Source organism: Blastococcus haudaquaticus (assembly GCF_900230285.1).
GTDB lineage: Bacteria > Actinomycetota > Actinomycetes > Mycobacteriales > Geodermatophilaceae > Blastococcus_B > Blastococcus_B haudaquaticus.
On record NZ_OCNK01000003.1, the window covers coordinates 684,769 to 704,552 of the forward strand.

The window sequence follows — 19,784 nt, forward strand, 5'->3', positions numbered from 1 at the left end:
GCTGACAGCGGCTGTGCGATGGTGCAGCCGCGCCGCCCGCCTGCCGGGCATCGCCAAGGACGGCTCACACACACCCATGGAGGGGTACTCGTGCTCACACTCACCCGCAGCGTCGGCGAGACGATCCGGATCGGCGACGACATCGAGGTCCATGTCGTCGAGGTCCGCGGTGGCACCGTCCGCCTCGGCTTCAAGGCCCCCCGCGAGGTCACGATCCACCGCGAGGAGGTCTACCGGCAGATCGCCGAGGCCAACCTCCTCGCGGCGCAGGTGACGGCCGACAGCCTCGGTGCACTCGCCGCGTTCGCGCCGTCCTCCGCTGCCACCGAGGTCGCCGGGGACCACTCCGAGGATGCGCCCGCCTGACACATCTGCACGGGCGGAACCCCTGCCTTGTTGGCACTCGCTGCCGATGTGTCGCGGCGGCGCGGTCCCGACTCCACGACACGGGCAAGTTCTGCCGAACTACCCGGCGATAACTGCGTATGACACGGCGAGTGTTGTGCCCCTGGTTGCCGAACACATAGGGCAGATTTCTCCCCAAGCAAGTGACAGGGGGCGATCAGCATGGAACACAGTGCAATCAACGCACAGTCCGAGCAGGGCGAGCCGGAGTCGGTGGTCGTCCACGTGCAGCTGCGGCCGCGCCGGGGGGCTACCCGCCGGTGCCTGGCCGCGCTCGCCGCGCTCGCGGCCGAGCACGAAGAGGTCTCCTTCGCCGTCACCGGCCTGAGCAAGGACGACCGCGTGGTCCGCGTGACCGTGGGTGTCGACCTCGGCCCCCGCACGGCCGTGGCGAAGTTCTCGCCGCAGGCCCAGGCCGCGTACGCCTTCGTCAGCGCCATCTTCGCGTCGCTGTACGACCACATGCCGGTCTACACGGCCGAGCCCAGCGGTGCCGAGCGCGCCGCCGCGGCGACCCTGCTCGAGACGGCGGGCGCCGGCGCCTCTGCGGCCGACGTCCTCGAGGTGCTGCCGGCGACGTCGGCATCCCTCGTCCCCTCGCCCCGCGTGGCGGGTCCCGGGGAACGCATCCCGGCCTGACGGCCGCTCCTCGCTTCCGGGCCCCTTCCCCGGGTCCGTCCTTCCCCGTAGTGCCAGGAGTTCCGGTGTCCCACAACGCTTCTCTTCCGTCTGCTTCTGCTTCCTTCGCCACCGCCACGACCGCGACCGACAGCCGCGCCCGTGCCCGCCAGCCGCTCGTCTTCGGCGGCATCCCCGAGGCCGAGGGCTGGGCCTTGGCACCCATCGCGCCCCGCGACCGCGTGCACTTCCGCGTGGACCACGAACTGCCGCTCGCGGAGTTCCGCGCCGATCTGCCCGACGGCGTCACCGCCACCTACGACCAGGGGGACGGCCTCTACCGGGTCGACGGCGCCTGCGGCTCCGCCGCGATGCTGGCCGACTGGATCCGCGCCTGGGCCGCCCGGCACGGCTCGTCGACGATCGGCCTGCGGGCCGAGACCGACGTGCGCCGCCGCGCGCCGCGCGACCTGCCCGCCGACTTCCTGGCCGACCTGTGCCGGCACTACGGGCCGGTGAGCCTCAAGCGCCTGCAGCGGAACATGAGCACCATCCGGCTGCACCTGCCCGACCCGGACGACCTCGGCCAGCAGGTGTTCGAGTGGGTGCTCAAGGCGGTCGCGCAGTACGACGAGACCAAGGGCGTCCCGTTCGGCGCGTTCCTCGCCACCCAGCTGTCGAAGTGGGTGCACGACCTGGGCCGCAACGCCCACGGGCGCACCGCCGCCGACACCGAGCACAAGCAGCAGAAGGCGATCGCCGCCTTCATCGCCGAGCACCAGCGGCGTCCCAGCGAGAAGGAGCTCGCGGCCTACATGGGCCAGAGCGTGGCCACGCTGCGCCGGAACTCCCAGACCGTGGCGACGCTCAATGGCCTGCGCAACCTGCAGTCCCTCGACGGCGGCCCCGACGCGACCGAGATCCTGCTGCCGGACTCCTCCGAGGCGCCCGACGAGATCATGGGGGAGGCGGAGCAGACGCTGCTCTCGCACGCCCTCACCGCCGCGTGCGCCCCCGACCCGGACGCGCGCCGCGACCAGCGCGCCGGTCAGCCCAACGTGCTCGGCTGGGCGACCTGGTACCTGACGACGTGGGGCGGGCAGACCAAGACCCAGCTGTCGCAGGACCTCAACACGTCGGTGCGGAACATGAACGTGTACGCCGACCGCGTGGAGCAGGCCCTCAAGTCCCGCCTCGCCGAACTCGCCGACCAGTAGGGGCCGAAATGGCCACTTTGGCCCTACTGGGGCCGCGCGAGTTCGGCGCGGATCCGCTGGACCACGCCGACCAGGTCACGTAGGTCTGCTGCACTGAGCCGGATGACTCGCCACCCGGCTGCGATCAGCCGTGCGATGCGCTCGTCGTCGCGGACGATCTGGGTGCCCTCGAAGTGGTAGGCACCCTCGTACTCGATGGCCAGGCGCGCCTCCGGGAAGGCGAGGTCGACCCGTCCCAGCAGGACGCCGTCGACCCGCACCTCGTACTGGGGCACCGGAGACAGTCCGGCCAGTACGCATGCAACTCGCACGCGCGACTCGGGCGCCGACTCGGCCCGTGGGTCTACGAGCGGGATGGCTCGCCTGACCTTGGCGACTCCCCACCGCCCCGCGCCGTCGCACACCATGGCCTGGAGCAGAGGCAGTCGGACGCTGCCGGCGCGCACCATCGCGTCCAACGCCGCGACGGCGGTGCCGACGGGTTCCAGAGCGGCCACGTCCCACGCCGTCCGCAGGGCCGACGTGACCGGGACGGCGTCCCGCTCCTCAACCTCGGCCGCGTCGAGCAGCGTTCTGTGGACCATCGTTCCCCGAGGGCCTCTCCACTCGACGTCCGCCGGTCGCAGGACGGTGACCGGGTCGTGCGGTGCGGCGAACGGGGCTCCGTGCCACGCTGCCGCGGAGTGGCCTCCGATCGCCGTGCCCCCCGGAAGGAGCAGTGCGACGCCCCGACAGCGCAGCCGGTGGTCGAACGACAGACCCGGGTCGGCGTACACACCCTGGACGAGGCGTCGGAAGCCGCGCTCGCGCAGCTGCTTTCGCGTGATCACTCCCTCGGCTATCGCGTGGCTGCCGATGAAGACCCCGGTCAGGTGGCGGATGGACACCCGGGCAGGGTGCCGCGTGCCGGCCCGCTCCCGCTGTCGTCGTCCACAGGGGCACAAGTGGCCACTTTGGCCCTTCGGGTCAGCGCCAGGCGCGGAGGACGTCGCGGGCGACGACGCCCTCCCGCACGCGCTGGGGGTGGTCACCCACGTCGATCGTGGTGATCGTCTCCGCCGTGTCGTAGTCGATGACGACGACCTGGTCGGTCCCGCTCACCGACACCCAGCACTCGTCGCCGTAGACCCCGTTGGTCGACCAGTAGGGCTTCTCGCCGACCTCGACCAGCCGGTGCTCCTCGGTCTCGCGGTCGATGATGGCCGCGTAGCCGTCCATGGTCCCGGCGGCGCACAGCGTCGTCCCCGCGGGGTTCATGGCCATGCCGTGGTGCGCGGAGTCGAGCACGTACCGCTCGCGCGGCTCCGTCGTCCGCCTGGGCAGGTCGACCACCCGCGTCACCGCGCCGACGGACGGCTCGCCGTCGTAGCCGGTGGCGCCGTCGAGATCGGCGGCCTGGGTGTCGAACTCGATCCAGCCGTGGAAGAACGACACCTGCAGGTACACGAACCGCTCGTCTGGGGCCAGCGCCATCGGGCGGACCGCCGAGGCCATGCCGGGGTAGCCCGCCTCGGCCAGTTCCTGGCCCATGTCCCAGCGCGACTCCACGGTGAGGCCGTCGGTGCGCACGATCTGGAAGTACCGCTCGCCCTTCAGGGTGTCGTAGGCCTGGCGGAGGACCGGCCGGTCGGTCGGCGTGTAGACGCGGCCGATGCTGGCGTGGAACACCCGCTCGCCGTCCCGGGTGTAGTTGTTCTCGTGCGGGCTGTCGCCGCTCGGGAACTCGCCGGTCTTGGCGCCGGTGCGGATGTCGAGCTCGTGCACCTTGTTGGCGGTCGAGTCGCTCACCAGCAGCCGCTCGCCGTCGGGGGACACCCCCATGTGGTCGGAGCGGTAGCCCTCCATCGCGAAGCGCCAGACGATCCGGCCGCTGGCGAGGTCGATCCCCACGACGTCGGCGAAGCTGGGGCGGCTCACCGCGAGCAGCCGGCCGTCGTGGGTGGTGAACATGTCGTCGGTGTACTGCGCGTGGCCCTCGCCGATCGCGACCTGGATGGCGAGGTAGAACGCCAGCTTGTCGGGCCGGCTCAGTATCTCCGCCATCCGCTGGCGCCGGTCGGGGATGGTGTCGATGGTGCGGATCGGCGCGTGCGTCCGGGCGTCGACGACGGTCGCCGTCCCGTCCCAGTTGTTGCCGACGAACATGACCGCCCGCGAGGAGCCGCCTCCTCCGCCGCCACCTCCCTGGGCCGCTGCCTGCGTGGTGAGGGCCCCGGTGGTGAGGGCGGCGGCCAGAGCGATGGCGGGGGCGAGGACGGCGATGCGGCGCATGGAGGGTCTCCCGGCTCGGTCGGCTTCGGGATGGGAACGCGCGAGCGACGCCACGGTTACGCAGCCGTGTCATCGACCGGGCGCGGAAATGCTGCTCGGAAGGGTCCATCCCGGTCCGGCGCTGCCGATATCCACCACGTGACCGCCCGCACCGACCTCCGCCGCGGCACGGTGCGCTGTGCTGCCGGAGTCCGCGGCCGGACGGTCGCTGCGTGAGCGTGCTCCCCGCCGGTGGACCCGGCCCCGAGGTGCTCGTCCCGCACTGGCTCGCGGCCGGGCAGCGCACCCAGCTCGCCACCGCCGTGCGCCAGGCGCTGACCGGCCGACTGGTGCACCCGGTCGCGGTCATCCACCTCGAGGACGTGCTCACCGAGCTGCACGTCGCTGCCGCACGGGACGCGGTGTGGCCCGCCTCGGCCGCCCGTGTGCGGCTGGCCACCGGCTGGGACGAGGACGTCCTGCCGGTGCGGCTCAGCGCGGCGGAGCTGGCCAGCGTGCTGGCGCTGCCCGAGCTGCCGGACGGCGTCCGTGCCCTGCTCGTCGGGAACGCGAGCGCATGACCGATCCCCGCTTCGGCGGCTCGGCCGGTCTGCTCCAGCGGCTGCGTCCGGTCCGGATCGACGTGGCCGACCTCCTGGAGGTCGCCCACGCCGTGCTGCCCGGCCTGGCCACCCCAGGGCTCCGGCTCGATCTCGTCCAGCGTTCCGGCGCGGGCTCGCTGGTCGTGCTGGAGGAGGACGAGCGCCGGGTGCGCATCCACCTGGGCGAGCTCGCCGACGACATGGCACGTGCCGGAGTCCCCCCGACCCAGGAGGCGATGGGCGCCGCCCTGGTCTCCTGGGTGGCCCACCGTCCGGTGACCGACGCCGCGGCGGCCACGGCGGGCGTCGCCGTCCTCGACTGGTCCGACCGCAGCGAGACGGCGATCGGCTGGCGGGTCGTCGTGCGCCGGGGCGACCTCGCCCTGCCGTGGACGCCGTCGGTTCCGGTCGATGGCGTCGCCCTGCTCCGCACCCGGTCCCGCGCGTCCGGCCGGGCGCACGACGTGCGGCTCGACCTCCGGGTCGAGGGGCCGGTCGCGTTGTGGTCGCACCCGGTGGTCCCGGTGCTCTCCAGCGCCGCCCTGGTCGCGCCGGAGCGGATGCTCCAGCGGATCGCCGACGCAGGCCTGGCGATGCCCGACATGCACGTCGTCGTCACGCCGCGGCGGCCCGTGGCATGCGCCGGACCGTCCATCGCGGCACGGCTGGCGGGCGAGACGACCGAGGCCAGCGTCACGCTGCCGTGGCGGCGCCTGGCCGATCTGCCCTGGATCTGACGAAGGACCAGCGTTCCCCCGCGCCTCGCACGCTCGGCGCGGGCTCCTGAACGCCGGCCGTCCCAGCGCGTCCCGTCAAGAGATGTAGCCGTACTCCCAGTGCCACGGCTCGGGCTTCTCGCCACCGGGTGCGGCCCAGTCGGGCTGGACGAACCCGAAGCGGGCGGCGTTGGCGGTCATCCAGGTGAACTGCGGCGAACCCTCGACGTTGATGCCACCGCACAGGTCGACCGCGAGCGCCCAGCCGTGGTTGGAGGTGCCGGGCACCGCCGCGAGCTTGGGCTTGCGGGCGAACGCCGAGACCTGAGACGCCAGCGAGCGGTAGGAGTCGGTGATGCACAGCCGGGTGCCGAACGCCGCGGTGAAGGCCGCGTCGAGCTGGCCGTAGGACGCCGCGGCGTCGCAGCGCAGGGCGTGCCGGTGGACGCCCAGCTGGCACAGGGCCTCGCCCGGGATCTGCCCGTTGCTCCACCCGCCCCAGGAAGCCGTCCGCTCGCCGGCCGGCGGCAGGGGAGCGCCACAGGCACCGGCCTCCGCCACGGGCAGGGGCGGGTTGGGCTGCGCCGGCGCAGGCAGCGTCACGCGGGTGGCGGTCGAACCGGAGGTCAGGGATCGGACGGAGACCTGGAAGGTCGTCGCGGAGGCGCCGACGACCTCGCCGTCGCCGAGGTAGATGGCGACGTCCTGCCCGCCGGGGGCGTACACGAGGTCACCGATCTGCAGGTTGTCCAGCGGCACGGGCGCGCCGGTGGCCCACTGGTCCTGAGGGGTCGCCGGGACGGCGTGACCGGCCCGCAGCCAGGACGCCGCCGTGAAGCCACCGCAGTCGTAGCTGTCCGGCCCGGTGGTGCCGGGGACGAACGGCTTGCCGAGCTGGGAGAGCGCCGTGCTGACGGCGGCCGCGGTCTCCGCGGACACGACGGTGACCGGACTGCTGCCGATGACGGCCCACACCACACCGGGGATCGGCTGCCCCGCGGCGTCGAGCGCGGGCGTGAAGCCGGCCGGCAGGTCGGCGGGGTCGGCGATGTCGGCCGCCGGCGGCGGCGCGATGCCGGCCGCGGCCAGCTGACCGAGGTACTGCTGCCAGCGGGCCGTGGCCTGCTGGTTGCGCTCCTGCTGGGGGCCGGTGACGGGGACGGCGCCGAGGCCGGCCAGCACCGAGGTGATCTCGGGGGTCAAGTCGTCGACCGTGGACCGCACCGCGGCCAGGACGGCGTCGGCGCGGTCGTCGGCCTCCCGGACCGCGGACTCCGCCAGGGCCACGCGGTCGCCCGCGACGGCCAGCGCGACGCTGCTGCGCTGGGCGCGGACGATCTCGGCGGTCAGCTCCCGGTCGGCGCGCTCGGCCAGCGACTGACCGTAGAGCGCCCCGGAGGTCATGGCAGCGTCGCGCACGGAGAGCGAGAGCAGCGGGTAGCGCTCGTGGGGGGTGGCCCGGTACAGCTTGGCCGCGGTGACGCCCACGGTCGCCTGCCGCGCCTCGACGTCGGCACGGGCGGCACGCTCGGCGTCCTGCGCCTGCCGCAGCTCCGTGCGGCGCTGGGCCACCTCCTGCTCCAGCAGCCGGTACCGACCGGCGTCCTCGAGCATGGAGCTCTGGGCCGCGAGAGCGAGGGACGTGTCGTCGAGCGACCCGTTCCGCCGGCCGTCGCCGGCGCCGGGGAGGACCAGCGCGGCGACCGCGGGCAGGAGCAGGGTGCTGAGGGCGACCACGCGCAGCCGGGTCGGCCAGGCGGAGCCGGTGCGGGTCGCAGGGCGCTGGGCGGCGCGACGGCGGGGCTTGGTGGGGCGCCGGGTGAGGCCAGGGGTGGCCGTCCGGCCCTTCGCGGCGGGACGACGGGCCGGGGGACGGGGAGCGGTGCGCGAGGCGCCGGGAGTCGTGCGCTGGGCGGTTGCGGTGCGCAGCGCGGCGGCCTGGACCGGCGTGAGCGGCTGACCGGCGGCGAGTGCCCGGAGGGCCATCGCCTCGCGGAGCGCCTGCGCCTCGCGGGCGCTGAGGACCGGGCGGGCGGACGGGCGGGCGGACGGGCGGGCGGTGGACGTGCGCGGTGCAGGCACTGCAGCGTCCCCCGGTGGTCTCGTCGTGTCGTGGCCGGCCCCGGCTGCGGGTGCAGCTGGGGCGTTCTGACCACGTATCGACGTGCCGGGGGGAGTCGCTGAACGGGGGGTGAGGCCTTCTCACCCCTCCGGGTGAGGGTGAACCTTCGGGTAGCTGGGGGGAGGTGACCCGTGCGGGGGAGGGGTCAGGGGGCCCACCAGGCGCCGTGCCGGTGGACCAGTGGGATGCGCAGCTCGCCGCCGTCCTCGGTGGAGACCACGACCTCGACCTTGGTGATGCGGACCGGTGGCCCGTCGTGCTCGGGCTCGAGCAGGCTGCCGCTGGCGAGGGGGATCGGAGGTACGACGAGGACGTCGTCGCCGGGCGGGTCGGCCATGGGCGGTCCTCCTGGTGTGCGGCTCCTCCGCGGGTGCGGGCGCCGGGTGCGGCGCACTCACCGTAGGGGGGACACGGCTCGGGCCGGGCAGCACCTCCGTGGGGAGGGCTGCCCGGCCCGTGGGACGTCGTCGGTGGATCAGCGCTGTTCGACGGGCACGAAGCTCCGCTCGGTCTCCCCGACGTACAGCTGGCGGGGCCGGCCGATCTTGGTGGACGGGTCGGCGATCATCTCCCGCCACTGCGCGATCCAGCCGGGCAGCCGGCCGATCGCGAAGAGCACCGTGAACATCCGGGTCGGGAAGCCCATCGCCCGGTAGATCAGGCCCGTGTAGAAGTCGACGTTCGGGTAGAGCTTGCGCTGGATGAAGTAGTCGTCCTTGAGCGCGATCTCCTCGAGCTGCCGGGCGAGGTCCAGCAGCTCGTTGTTGCCGCCGAGCTTGTCCAGCACGGTGTCCGCGGTCGACTTCACGATGGCCGCGCGCGGGTCGTAGTTCTTGTAGACCCGGTGGCCGAAGCCCATCAGCTTGACGCCCGGCTCCTTGTTCTTGACCCGCTCCACGAAGCGAGGGATGTCGCCGCCGTCGCGCTGGATCGCCTCGAGCATCTCCAGCACCGACTGGTTCGCGCCGCCGTGCAGCGGACCGAACAGCGCGTTGATGCCGGCCGACACGGACGCGAAGAGGTTGGCGTGCGACGACCCCACCAGCCGCACCGTGGAGGTCGAGCAGTTCTGCTCGTGGTCGGCGTGCAGGACGAAGAGCTGGTCCAGCGCGCTGACCAGGTCGGGGTCCATGTCGTACGGCTCGGCCGGGAAGCCGAAGGTCATGCGGAGGAAGTTCTCCACCAGGCCACAGGAGTTGTCGGGGTAGAGGAAGGGCTGGCCGACGGACTTCTTGTACGCGTAGGCGGCGATCGTCGGCACCTTCGCCAGCAGGCGCAGCGTCGAGATCTCGACCTGCTCCTCGTCGAAGGGGTCGAGCGAGTCCTGGTAGAAGGTCGACAGCGCGCTGACGGCCGAGGACAGCACGGGCATCGGGTGCGCGTCGCGCGGGAAGCCGTTGAAGAACATCTTCAGGTCCTCGTGCAGCAGCGTGTGCCGCCGGATCCGCTGGTCGAACGCCCCCAGCTGGTCGGCCGTGGGCAGCTCGCCGTAGATCAGCAGGTAGGTGACCTCGAGGAAGCTGGCCTTGCCCGCGAGCTGGTCGATCGGATAGCCGCGGTAGCGCAGGATCCCGGCGTCACCGTCGATGTAGGTGATCGCCGAGGCGCAGGAGGCCGTGTTCACGAAGCCGATGTCGAGGGCGACCTTGCCGGTCGTCGACAGGAGCTTGCTCGTGTCGTAGCCGTCGGATCCCTCGGCCGCCTTCACGACGGGCAGGGGCAGTTCTCCACCGGGGTAGCGCAGGGCTACATCTGATTCGGTCACGGTCTCGGACGCTACTGGGCCGCCGCCCGGGACGCCCGGCGACGTCCCCCGTGCGCGGATCAGCCGACGACCGGCTCCGGCTCGCGCCCGGGTGCCAGTCACCGCCGCAGGGACGGGGTCAGGAGTGCGGGACGGGGCGCGCGAACACGTTGACCTGGCCGAGGTACCCGGGCGGCAGCGGGAAGGGCAACACCTGGCCGTCGCTCTCGGCGAGCGCGGTGAACTCGAACTCGCCGGCACGGCTGAGGAGCGCGATCGAGTCCTCCTGCGTCCAGCCGTGGTCGGCGGCGGCGACAGGGGTGTACTCGTAGACGACTGTGGGCCGGACAGCGGCGATGAACTCCAGGGCGCCACGGAGCACGCTGGGTTCATGGCCCTCGACATCGACCTTCAGCAGGGTGACGCCGTCGAGTTCGCCGGCCGCGTACAGAGTGTCCAACCGGACCGCCGGGACGGTGACCTGCTCCCACTCATTGAGCAGGCCGAACGCGTGCCGTCGTGCGGACGCGATGGCGCTGTTGCCCGGTGTCGCGTTGAACACAAGTGAACCGTCGGTGTCGCTCACCGCGGCATTGAAGAGCGTCACGTTCTCCGCGTCGTTGAGCGCGATGGTCGACGCGGCCAATCGCAGCGTCTCAGGAGACGGTTCGAAGGCGAAGACCTGGCCGCCCGGCGCGAGGTGCGCAGCCACGCTCGCCGCGACCACGCCGATGTTGGTTCCCACGTCGATGTAGTTGCCCGGTCGCCGTGAGAGCTCCCCCTCGAGCGCGTCGATGAGGGTGCTGTTGCACCCCGGATCGATGGCGTGCAGAGCTGACGGCCAGTCCCGGGCGTCACCCATGTACTGGAGGCCCCCGGCAACGGTACCGGTGAAGTACGGCCGGTCCGGCGGGACGTCGGCCCGTCGCCGTTCGAAGTCCTGGACGAACTGCGCGCCTACCAGGGACAGGAGGTCGGTGCGACGACCCGACCGTCCGAACTCCGCCGCCGTCAGCGCCTCCCACATCGCGCTGAAGTCCCCGACGTGGACCTGCAGGTCGGCGAGGATCTCCTGGCAGTCAGGGAGTCGGAAACGGGTCACCCCCGGCTGTTCCGTGCCCGCACCGTCCGGGAGATCGAACGTCCACGTCGCGAAGGCACGCCCGTGGTGCCACCGGCGGTCGCGAGGGACCACTGCGAGCCAGGGATGGGGCAGGAGCACCGCGGGGTCCTCGGTCGGTACGAGTTCCAGGTCGATGTCGGGCCCCGCGCTCAGGGCGTCCTCGAGCATGGGGACGGCCCGGTCGAGGTCCGCCGGGTGTACCGCCACCATGGCCTGCCGGGACACGCCGGCGGCCAGCAGCTCGCGGAGGGCCTGCACCGTGGCGTTGACCTCGGCCGGCACGAGGGCGGGGGCAGCTAGCGCCGTGGGATACTCGCGGGTCCAGACGTCCAGTTCCTGGACGAGCCGGTCGCGGACAACGGGGCCGTGGGCCCGCTCGGGCAGCCCGGTGGTACGGGTGGCCGGCGTGGGGCGGGTGAGCTCCACGAGGGCGGCCGTGGACAGGAAGGCTGCTTCGAGCGCAGCTCCGTGGTCGGGGGTGTCGATGAGCTGGTGGAGGCGATTGGCGGCCTCCACCAGAGCCCGGGCCTGGGCTCGTCGTTCCTGGCCGTCGCCCGCGAGGAACCCGTGGCGTGCGCCCCAGTCGACCAGTCGGGACCAGTCGCGCTCGCCGCGGCCGAGGTAGCGGGGGTTGTGGGTGTTCTGCCCGCTGTGGAAGCGGAATCGGCTCAGGCTGCGGGGGGTGTAGTAGGCCGGTCCCTTCGCGAGCAGGTGCAGCCAGAGCTGTACGTCGTTGAGCACGTCGATGGTCCGGCCGTCGATGGTCCAGAGCTCGTCGGGGGAGACGTCATCGCGGCGGAACAGCACCGTGGTCGGCTCGCCGATCACGTTCGTGCAGTTGAGCAGCACGGCGTTGCCCAGCTCGCGGCCATCGAGCAGCCGGGATCGGTCTGCCAGCTTGGGGAACTCGTGCTGCGGGATCGCCCTGCCCTGCTCGTCGATGCGCACGCGGTGGGAGAAGGCCATCGTCGCCTCCGGGTGCTGCTGCATGCCGCGCACCAGCTCCCGCACGCAATCGGTCCCGAGGACGTCGTCGTGCATGAGGTACTTCACGTACTCGCCGCGCGCCTCGGCCAGCAGCCGACGCGGGTTCTCGAGCGGGCCGATGTTGGGGTCGAACCGGAGCACGCGGACGCGGGAGTCCTCCGCTGCCACAGCGGCGAGGATGTCTGGGGTGCGGTCGGTCGAGCCGTCGTCGCCGACGATCACCTCGATGTTGCGGTGGCTCTGCCCGAGCGCGGATCTCAGCGCCGCCTTGAGGAACCGCTCACCGTTGTAGGTCGGGACGAGGATGCTGACGAGGGGATCGGCCACGGGCGTGCTCTCCTGATGGTCGTGTGCGGCGGCCCGGGTGGCCTCCAAGACGCGGCGTCGGCTCCACAGCTGGGCGTCCACCCCGTACGCCTGTCGCGTCGTCCGCAGGCCGGCCTGGGCGACACGGCGCACGCCGTCGGGGTCCGCCACCAAGTCGAGGATCCGCGCTACGACCTCGACGACGTCCGCACGCGGCATGTGGATGTCGCGGCCGTCCGTGTAGAGGCGGTTCTGGTTCAGCGGGTCGGTCGCGACCAGGGCGACCCCGCACAAGGCCGCCTCGACGCAGGCCCCCGTCGGGAAGCCATCGAATGCGCCGGGGGCGAGACGACCCGAGGCCGTCGGGGAGACGATGACGTCCATCCCCGAGTAGAACTGCCGCAACTCGGGCGTGCTGAGCACCCCCGAGAAGCTCAAGTCCAGATTCGCGTGCTCGCCGGCCAGGTCCGAGGGTCCGAAACCACCGACGACGTGGCCGCGGACGGGCAGACCTGCGTCCCTGAGCAGGCGCAGGGACTCCAGGAAGACGGGGAACCCCTTGTCCGAGCCATCGGCGGTGTAGCGGTGGGCCACGAAGCAGACGTCGAGGGTCGGCTTGCCGCTGCCGAAGTAGTTCGTCCGCAGGCCCGGGCCCGACCGCAGGTAGCCAGGGTCGACCACGACCCCGAGCACCTCGGTGACCGGGACCGATCCACCGGTGATGGTCTGCACGAGGTCGGTCACCAACGGCTGGGTGGTGATCACGTGCCGGAGCTGCGGGGAGCGCAGAACCCGCCGCAGCTTGCGCTCCGCGGCGGCCTCGCCGAGATGCAAGCCGCCCCCGGGGTAGAGGGTCAGCACGAACGGCAGCGGGGTCCGCTCCAGGTCATCCAGGAATTGTGCGGCGTTGTTCAGGAACATGATGGAGGCGCACCCATAGTCCGCGAGCCGGCGGGGGTCGTACGGCGATACCTGGGTGGCCGTCCGCGGGTGGAGGTCTGCGTACTCCGTGATCAGCGGCTCCAGCGGCTCGATCGTCGTCATGACCTCGCTGACGACGCCGTGGCGCAACATCCAGTCGAACTCCGCGATGCGGAAGCCCGTGCCCTTCGTCGGGAAGTAGTCGTCCAGCACCACGATCGCGCGAGCACCGTCCGGTTCGGCGACGGCCACTCCGGGCGCGGCCGGGGCGTCATCGGGACGCGTGACCGCTGCACCGGTGCCCGCAATCAACTCCCGGGCGACGTGCGGCGGCAGTAGGTGCAGGTGGCTGGGCACCAGCTCGTGCACATCTGCCTGGTGCGCCCGGTGCCCCGGAGCGGCGTCCGGGTGCAGTCCGACCGGGCCGTACCCGGTCATCGCCAGCGCGATCAGCCAGTCGTGGGCTGCCGTCTCGAAGATCTCCGGGTGGAGCCGTTCCACCGCCTCGGCCCGGTACGTGGCGCGGCTCCACGTCACGGCAACGTCACCCTGCGCGAGCTGCCGAGCGGTCACCTCGACGTGGGCGGAGGGGCCGCTGTCGTGGACGGAGCCGCCCGTGGCGGCCATGGACAAGTGAGGTTGCGTGTCCAGCAGCTGGACCTGCCGTCGCAGCTCCTCGGGCGAGGCCCACTCGTCGTCATCGGCGAGCGCAGCGACGTAGCGGCCTCGGCATGCCGCGAACCCGCGATGGAGGCCGAGCGCGGCGCCGGGTCGGTTCTCGCCGGCGAGGACACGCACCTCGACGGTCGCCCGCTCCGACCACGCCGTGATCACTGGCAGCGCTCGGTCGCCGGAGGACTCGTCGGCGACGACCACCTCGACGGCCTCGTCGAGTCGCTGTATCCGGATCGATTCCAGCGCGCGCTCGAGGAGCGTCCCGCCATCCCGGATGACCAGGAGGACGCTGACTCGGGGTGCTGTCATGCGCGGCGATCGCCTTTCGAGGAACAGGGTCGGAGGAGCGCGTCGTGGATCCGGTCGACGCGGTCGGCGCCCGGGACGCGGGCCGAGCGCGGGGGACGTCCAGGGTGCGCGGGTCGGGGGCGGGACCGTGGCGATCGGTCAAGATGTGTCTGAACCCGCCCGAGAGGAGGGTGACGTCGGACAAGCCTGGGGTGGCAGTGATACGACTGGTCGTGATGGGCGCGGGCGGGCACGCGCGAGAGGTCCTCGACGTTCTGGAGTCCCTCCCCGAGGGCCCGGCGCGGGAGCGGACGAAGGTTTTCGCCGAGCCGGGGTCGACCGCCGAGGCGGCCGCGGCGCTCGTCCGGGAACGGGGGTACGGACTGGTCGACGCACTTCCGGAGGACGCCAGCCACTACCTTCCGGCGGTCGGGGACCCGGCGCTGCGACGAAGGTTCGTGACGCTCGCGGAAGGTCGCGGCCTGGAGCCGGTGCAGGCGGTGAGCCCGCTGAGCACCGTTCCCGAGGCCGTGCGGGAGGTCCCCGGCCTGGTGGTCCTCCCGCGTAGCCACATCAGCACGGCCGTCGCGCTCGGCCGTCACTGTCACCTCAACACGGGCTGCTCGCTGAGCCACGACGGCCGGCTGGGCGACCGGGTGACGTTGGGCCCGGGCGTGCTGCTGGCGGGTGGGGTCGTGGTCGAGGATGACGCCGTCCTCGGAGTCGGTGCCATCGTGCTGCCCGGACGCCGGATCGGTCGCGGTGCCGTGGTGGGCGGGGGCGCGGTCGTCGTCCACGACGTCGCCCCGGGGACGACGGTGGCCGGCAACCCCGCCCGTCCGCTCGGCCCGGGCTGAGCACCTCCTCCCGGCACGCCCGTCTACGACCAGCGGCGCGGGGGTCACGGCACCGGTCGGGAGGCGGCGACCGGGGCGACTCCGGGGCCCTCCGCTGCGCTCCCGGCAATCACTTTGAGGGGGTGGGGGACGATGCGGGGTGCGCGGGAGGAGGGCGCCGGCGAGGCCATGAACCGCGGACGGCGTGGCGTCGTCGTGACGACGCGGAGCACCAGGTCCCGGATCCGCTCCAGGGACCCTGCGCTGAGGTCGTTGGCCATCGGCAGGGCGACGATGCGCTGGGACAGCGATTCGGTGACGCGAAGTTCACCGGCGCGCTGGACGGACGCGAACACCGGCAGCTGATGCATCGGCGGGTCGAAGTACGCGCGGACCTCGATCCGGGCGTCGTGTGCCTTCTGCAGCAGCAGGTCGCGGGAGGCGCCGCTGGGCAGAGCCACTGGAACGAACTGGAACGTGGAGCCGGCGGAGCCGCCCTGGAACGCGAGGCCAGCGGGCTCGAGCTCGCTGCGGAGCCATTCGGCAGCGGCGCGGCGGTGCGCCAGCACGTGGTCGAACCGGTCGAGCACGGCGAGGCCGACGGCCGCCGTCAGCTCGGGCATCTTCCCGTTGATGCCCAGGTGCCCGGTCACCGAACGGGTGTTGTCGAACCCGAAGTTGACGAGCTCGGTCAGCGAGTCGAGGACCGCGGCGGAGCGGGAGGTGACTAGCCCTCCCTCTCCGACCGCGAAGGGCTTGGTGGCGTGGAAGCTGAAGATCTCCGCCTCACCCTGGTCGCCCAGGGTGCAGCCGTCCTCGTCGACGGCTCCGAACCCCGCCGCGGAGTCGACGATGACGGGCACGCCGAGGTCGAGCGCGGCCGCGGCGAGCGAGGTCCGGCGCACCCGGCTGGGGGCGGTGCCGAAAGTGGAGCACTGCAGCACCCCGGCCAGGGAGCTGCGCAAACCCCGCAGCTGGGCGAGCGACGCCTCGGACGGCTGCCAGTCGTAGGGATCTACGTCGATGAACACCGGCTCGAACCCCGCCCACCTCACCGCATTGATGCTGGCGATGAAGGTGAACGACGGCACCGCAACCAGGCGACGCTGGCCCTGCGGGGTGCCGAGGACGGCGCGCAGCGCCACCATCAGACCGGACGTCGCGTTGTTCACTGCTACGCCAGGGTGCTCGAGGCCCAGGCGGTCGGCACAGGCACGTTCCAGCCGGGCGACGCACGGGCCACCGTTGGAGAACCAGCGCAACCGCTCGGCCTCGGCGAACCAGGGCTCGACCTCGCGCAGGCTGGGCAGCGTCGGCGCCTGGAAGCGGATCAGCTCGTGTGCAACCACCGGGTGCGCTCCTCACGTGACGGGGTCCGCCGGAAGGACGCCCGAGGCGTCTCATCGAGGGCCCCGACGGCGATCCGGCTCGGGTGCTGGATGGCGCGGACCGACCACACCGGGGCCGTTCGGGGGAGGGCAGGCAGGTCCCGCCCGACTCCGGACAGAGGGCATGTTCACCCGCCCGGCGCGACCTGGCTCTTGCGACTCGCCGTTGCCACGCGGCTGCGCCGAGTTTCCGGAACCAGAGCCGCCCATCGACCCCAGACGCCCCAGCTGTCCCGAACCGTGGTTTCGACAGCCCGGGATGTTGCGGTCAGGGGTGGGTCATCGAGAGGACGTCGAGGGCGGCGTCCAGCTGCTCCTCGGTGAGCTTTCCCTGCTCGACGTAGCCGCGCTCGACCACGACCTGCCGGATCGTCTTCTGCTCCTTGAGCGACTGCTTGGCCACGATCGCCGCCTCCTCGTAGCCGATGTACTTGTTCAGCGGCGTGACGATCGAGGGGGAGGACTCGGCCAGCTCGCGGCAGCGGTCGACGTTGGCGGTGATGCCGTCGACGGTGCGGTCGGCCAGGATCCGGCTGACGTTGGCCAGCAGCCGGATGGACTCCAGGACGTTGCGCGCCATCAGCGGCAGGGTGACGTTCAGCTCGAAGTTGCCCGTCGTCCCGGCGAAGGTGACGGCGGCGTCGTTGCCGATGACCTGGGCGGCCACCTGGATGGTCGCCTCGGGGATGACCGGGTTCACCTTGCCGGGCATGATCGAGCTGCCCGGCTGCAGGTCGGGCAGGAAGATCTCGCCGAGGCCGGTGCGCGGGCCCGAGCCCATCCAGCGGAGGTCGTTGGCGATCTTCACCAGGCCGACGGCGATCGTCTTGAGCTGGCCGGAGGCCTCCACCAGGGCGTCACGCGAGCTCTGGGCCTCGAAGTGGTTGCGGGCCTCCGACAGCGGGAGCTCCATGTCGGCGGCGAGCCGCTCGATGATCGCGGCGGCGAACCCGGGCGGGGTGTTGATCCCGGTGCCCACCGCCGTGCCGCCGAGCGGCAGCTCGCCGACGCGGGGGAGCGACGCCTGCAGCCGCTCGACGCCGTAGCGGATCGCCGCGGCGTAGCCGCCGAACTCCTGGCCGAGGGTGACCGGCGTGGCGTCCATCAGGTGGGTGCGGCCGCTCTTCACGACCTCGGCGAACTCCTCGGCCTTGCGCTCCAGCGAGGCTTCGAGGTGCTGCAGGGCGGGGATGAGCGTCACGACGATGGCGCGCGTGGCGGCGATGTGGATCGCCGACGGAAAGACGTCGTTGGACGACTGCGAGGCGTTGACGTGGTCGTTCGGGTGCACGGGTGCGCCCAGCGACTCGGTGGCGAGGGTGGCGATGACCTCGTTGGTGTTCATGTTGCTCGACGTCCCCGAGCCGGTCTGGAAGACGTCGATCGGGAAGTGCTCGTCCCACTCGCCCCGGGCGACGCTCGCGGCGGCCTCGGTGATCGCGCCGGCGATCGTCGTGTCGAGCACGCCCAGCTCGGCGTTCACCGCCGCGGCGGCGCCCTTGATGGCGGCCAGGGCGCCGATCAGCTCCCGCTCGATCGGCGTGCCCGAGATCGGGAAGTTCTCGACGGCGCGCTGCGTCTGCGCCCGCCACTTGGCCCACCCGGGTACGCGGACCTCTCCCATGGAGTCGTGCTCGATGCGGTAGTCCTGCTCGGCGCCGTCGTGCTGGGCCACGGTGTGCTCCCGGGTGGTGTGGATGAGAACTGTGCTCCGGGAGGGACCCTAGACACCCCGGGCGGAGTCCACGGTCCCGGTCCGGGGGTTCCGGCGCCGATGAGCGGCGCGCGGAGGAGCGGCCGGGGCGGATGCGGTGGAGATCGGGGCCTCCGGCCCCCTAGCATCCGGTGCGCCGACCCCGTCCCCGCTGCGAGGAGATCCCCGTGTCCCAGCCCCCGTACCCGCCACAGGGTGGCAACGAGTCCGGGGGCGACCAGTCCGGGCAGCCGGGGTGGAACCCGCCGGAGGGGTCCGACGAGCCCACCCGGCAGATCGGCAAGCCCCCGGGCACCGAGGGGCAGCGCGACCAGACCCAGCAGTTCGGCCAGCCGGGCTACGGCCAGCAGGGCCAACCGCCCTACGGCCCGCCGGGCCAGCCGCCCTACGGCCAGCAGCCCCCCTACGGCCAGCCGGGTCAGCCGGGTCAGCCGGGTCAGCCGAACTATGGGCAGCAGCCCTACGGCCAGCAGCCCTACGGCCAGCCGCCGTACGGCCAGCCCGGTCAGCCCGGTCAACCGCCGTACGGCCAGCCCGGTCAGCAGCCCTACGGCCAGTACGGCCAGCCGGGGCAGCAGTGGGCCCCGCCCGGAGGCCCGGGCGGGCAGCCGAAGTCCAACCGGAGCACGGTGATCGCCGTCGCGATCGCCGGGGTCGTGCTGCTGGTGGGCGCCGGCATCGCGCTGTGGCTGCTGCTCGGTGGCGACGACGGCGACGCCACCGCGAGCACGAGCACCAGCGCCAGCACGAGCAGCGAAGCGGCCACGTCGAGCTCCGAGCGGAGCACCTCGTCGAGCTCCCGCTCGTCCTCGTCCTCCTCCTCGAGCGAGCCCAGCCCGGGTGGCGACATCCCGCCGGCCACGGTCCCGCCGGAGGGCCTGGGTGACGACCCGGTCCTGGATGCGCTGGCGCAGGACTGCTTCGCCGGCACCATGGAGTCCTGCGACGAGCTGTACCGGACCTCGGAGCGCGATTCGCTGTACGAGGTCTACGGCGGCACCTGTGCCGGACGTCAGCCGATCTCCGACGCCGACTCGGTGTTCTGCACGGTCGCTTTCCCGTCGGACTGACGGCCCGCGACACGCACGTACCGACGGCCCGGCCCTCCCCAGGGGCCGGGCCGTCGCGCGTCCACGGAGCGGGCGCGTCGGGCGTCGGGTCCGCTAGCGTCGGCTCCCGTGACCGATGACGACTCCGTGGCCGGCGTCCCGGCCGTCCGGGCCTCCGACGTCGACCGTGAGGCGGTCGTGGTCCGCCTGCAGACGGCGGTCGGTGAGGGTCGTCTGGACCTCGACGAGTTCGGGCAGCGGGCCGAGGCCGCCTACGCGGCGGTGACCAAGGCCGAGCTGGAGCGGCTGGTGGCCGATCTGCCCGCGAACGCGCCCCCGCCGGTGCAGATCGTGGGGCAGCGGTCGCCCGAGGAGATCTCGAGCGTCTTCGGCGACGTCTCCCTCACCGTCGCGTCGGACCCGCCGCGGCGGGTCGGGACCGTGTTCGGCGACATCCGGCTCGACCTGCGCACCCTGCGCACCGGGGCCGAGCGCATCGACCTGTACCTCAGCACCGTGTTCGGCGACATCGACGTCATCATCGCCGAGGGCGTGGACGCCGAGCTGCACGGCCGCACGATCTTCGGCAACCGCAAGGTGCAGCTCGCCCCCGTGCAGCGCCTGACGGGAACCCCGCTGGTCGTCGTCCACGCGAGGGCGACCTTCGGCGACCTGAAGCTGCGCAGCCTCGCCCCGGGTGACTCGCCCACCCGCTGGGGCCAGCTGATGGAGCGGCTGGCCCAGCGCAGGCAGCTCCCGCCCTCGCCGCCGATGACGGGAGCACCGCCGCCGTTCCCCCCGCCGCCCTCCTGAGGGGCGGTCC

General features: G+C 72.6%; 16 protein-coding genes. 8 read left to right on the forward strand and 8 right to left on the reverse strand.

Translation table 11 applies throughout. The features are described from left to right. Positions 1 to 90 precede the first annotated feature (90 nt). The 3 genes from csrA to CRP30_RS14750 all read left to right on the forward strand — a co-directional run bounded on the left by csrA (position 91) and on the right by CRP30_RS14750 (position 2,240). The gene (gene csrA / locus CRP30_RS23450) at positions 91 to 366 is read left to right on the forward strand and encodes a carbon storage regulator CsrA (RefSeq protein WP_097184677.1); all 276 of its coding nucleotides are present in this window, start codon (positions 91 to 93) and stop codon (positions 364 to 366) included. A gap of 201 nt (positions 367 to 567) precedes the next feature. After that, entirely contained in the window at positions 568 to 1,044 is a 477-nt protein-coding gene (locus CRP30_RS14745) for a hypothetical protein (RefSeq protein ID WP_097184678.1), read from the forward strand. Positions 1,045 to 1,109: 65 nt separating this feature from the next. After that, positions 1,110 to 2,240 carry a sigma-70 family RNA polymerase sigma factor gene (locus CRP30_RS14750; protein ID WP_097184679.1) on the forward strand — a complete coding sequence of 377 codons (1,131 nt, stop codon included), beginning with the start codon at positions 1,110 to 1,112 and terminating at the stop codon, positions 2,238 to 2,240. Positions 2,241 to 2,263: 23 nt separating this feature from the next. Here the strand turns inward: CRP30_RS14750 and CRP30_RS14755 are convergent, their stop codons facing one another. Beyond that, complete coding sequence (locus tag CRP30_RS14755) at positions 2,264 to 3,127, reverse strand: endonuclease domain-containing protein (RefSeq protein ID WP_097184680.1); 864 nt, start codon at positions 3,125 to 3,127, stop codon at positions 2,264 to 2,266. A gap of 79 nt (positions 3,128 to 3,206) precedes the next feature. Continuing rightward, positions 3,207 to 4,511, reverse strand: a complete 1,305-nt coding sequence (locus CRP30_RS14760) for a YncE family protein (RefSeq protein ID WP_097184681.1) — start codon at positions 4,509 to 4,511, stop codon at positions 3,207 to 3,209. A 212-nt stretch (positions 4,512 to 4,723) separates the two neighbouring features. On the opposite strand from CRP30_RS14760, the gene CRP30_RS14765 reads away from it, so the two are divergent. Together CRP30_RS14765 and CRP30_RS14770 are read left to right on the forward strand one after the other, a co-directional pair. Continuing rightward, entirely contained in the window at positions 4,724 to 5,071 is a 348-nt protein-coding gene (locus CRP30_RS14765) for a hypothetical protein (protein ID WP_097184682.1), read from the forward strand. Next, positions 5,068 to 5,829, forward strand: a complete 762-nt coding sequence (locus CRP30_RS14770; protein WP_097184683.1) for a hypothetical protein — start codon at positions 5,068 to 5,070, stop codon at positions 5,827 to 5,829. Before CRP30_RS14765 ends, CRP30_RS14770 begins: the two co-directional genes overlap by 4 nt. Positions 5,830 to 5,904: 75 nt before the next feature. On the opposite strand, the gene CRP30_RS14775 is transcribed toward CRP30_RS14770, so the two are convergent. The 4 genes from CRP30_RS14775 to CRP30_RS14790 form a co-directional block, all read right to left on the reverse strand. Further along, positions 5,905 to 7,890 (reverse strand): NlpC/P60 family protein, encoded by a 1,986-nt coding sequence (locus CRP30_RS14775; RefSeq protein WP_235003419.1) that lies wholly within the window; start codon positions 7,888 to 7,890, stop codon positions 5,905 to 5,907. Between the two features lie 185 nt (positions 7,891 to 8,075). Beyond that, positions 8,076 to 8,267: a hypothetical protein gene (locus CRP30_RS14780; RefSeq protein ID WP_097184684.1), complete on the reverse strand. Its 192-nt coding sequence runs from the start codon at positions 8,265 to 8,267 to the stop codon at positions 8,076 to 8,078. 138 nt (positions 8,268 to 8,405) lie between these two features. Further along, positions 8,406 to 9,695, reverse strand: a complete 1,290-nt coding sequence (locus CRP30_RS14785; protein WP_097184685.1) for a citrate synthase — start codon at positions 9,693 to 9,695, stop codon at positions 8,406 to 8,408. A 118-nt stretch (positions 9,696 to 9,813) separates the two neighbouring features. After that, the gene (locus CRP30_RS14790; RefSeq protein ID WP_097184686.1) at positions 9,814 to 13,995 is read right to left on the reverse strand and encodes an FkbM family methyltransferase; all 4,182 of its coding nucleotides are present in this window, start codon (positions 13,993 to 13,995) and stop codon (positions 9,814 to 9,816) included. Positions 13,996 to 14,186: 191 nt separating this feature from the next. Between CRP30_RS14790 and CRP30_RS14795 the strand changes: the two genes are divergently transcribed. After that, positions 14,187 to 14,831: a PglD-related sugar-binding protein gene (locus tag CRP30_RS14795; RefSeq protein WP_159961741.1), complete on the forward strand. Its 645-nt coding sequence runs from the start codon at positions 14,187 to 14,189 to the stop codon at positions 14,829 to 14,831. A 44-nt stretch (positions 14,832 to 14,875) separates the two neighbouring features. Here CRP30_RS14795 and CRP30_RS14800 read toward each other — a convergent pair whose 3' ends face one another. Both CRP30_RS14800 and CRP30_RS14805 read right to left on the reverse strand, forming a co-directional pair. Beyond that, entirely contained in the window at positions 14,876 to 16,159 is a 1,284-nt protein-coding gene (locus CRP30_RS14800; RefSeq protein ID WP_097184688.1) for a DegT/DnrJ/EryC1/StrS family aminotransferase, read from the reverse strand. A 307-nt stretch (positions 16,160 to 16,466) separates the two neighbouring features. After that, the gene (locus tag CRP30_RS14805) at positions 16,467 to 17,873 is read right to left on the reverse strand and encodes a class II fumarate hydratase (RefSeq protein ID WP_097184689.1); all 1,407 of its coding nucleotides are present in this window, start codon (positions 17,871 to 17,873) and stop codon (positions 16,467 to 16,469) included. Between the two features lie 206 nt (positions 17,874 to 18,079). Here CRP30_RS14805 and CRP30_RS22790 point away from each other — a divergent pair, with 206 nt between their 5' ends. Beyond that, positions 18,080 to 18,982 (forward strand): hypothetical protein, encoded by a 903-nt coding sequence (locus CRP30_RS22790; RefSeq protein ID WP_200814760.1) that lies wholly within the window; start codon positions 18,080 to 18,082, stop codon positions 18,980 to 18,982. Positions 18,983 to 19,090: 108 nt separating this feature from the next. Next, on the forward strand, positions 19,091 to 19,774 hold the full coding sequence (locus tag CRP30_RS14815; protein ID WP_097184690.1) for a DUF1707 SHOCT-like domain-containing protein: 684 nt from the start codon (positions 19,091 to 19,093) through the stop codon (positions 19,772 to 19,774). Positions 19,775 to 19,784: the final 10 nt, after the last annotated feature.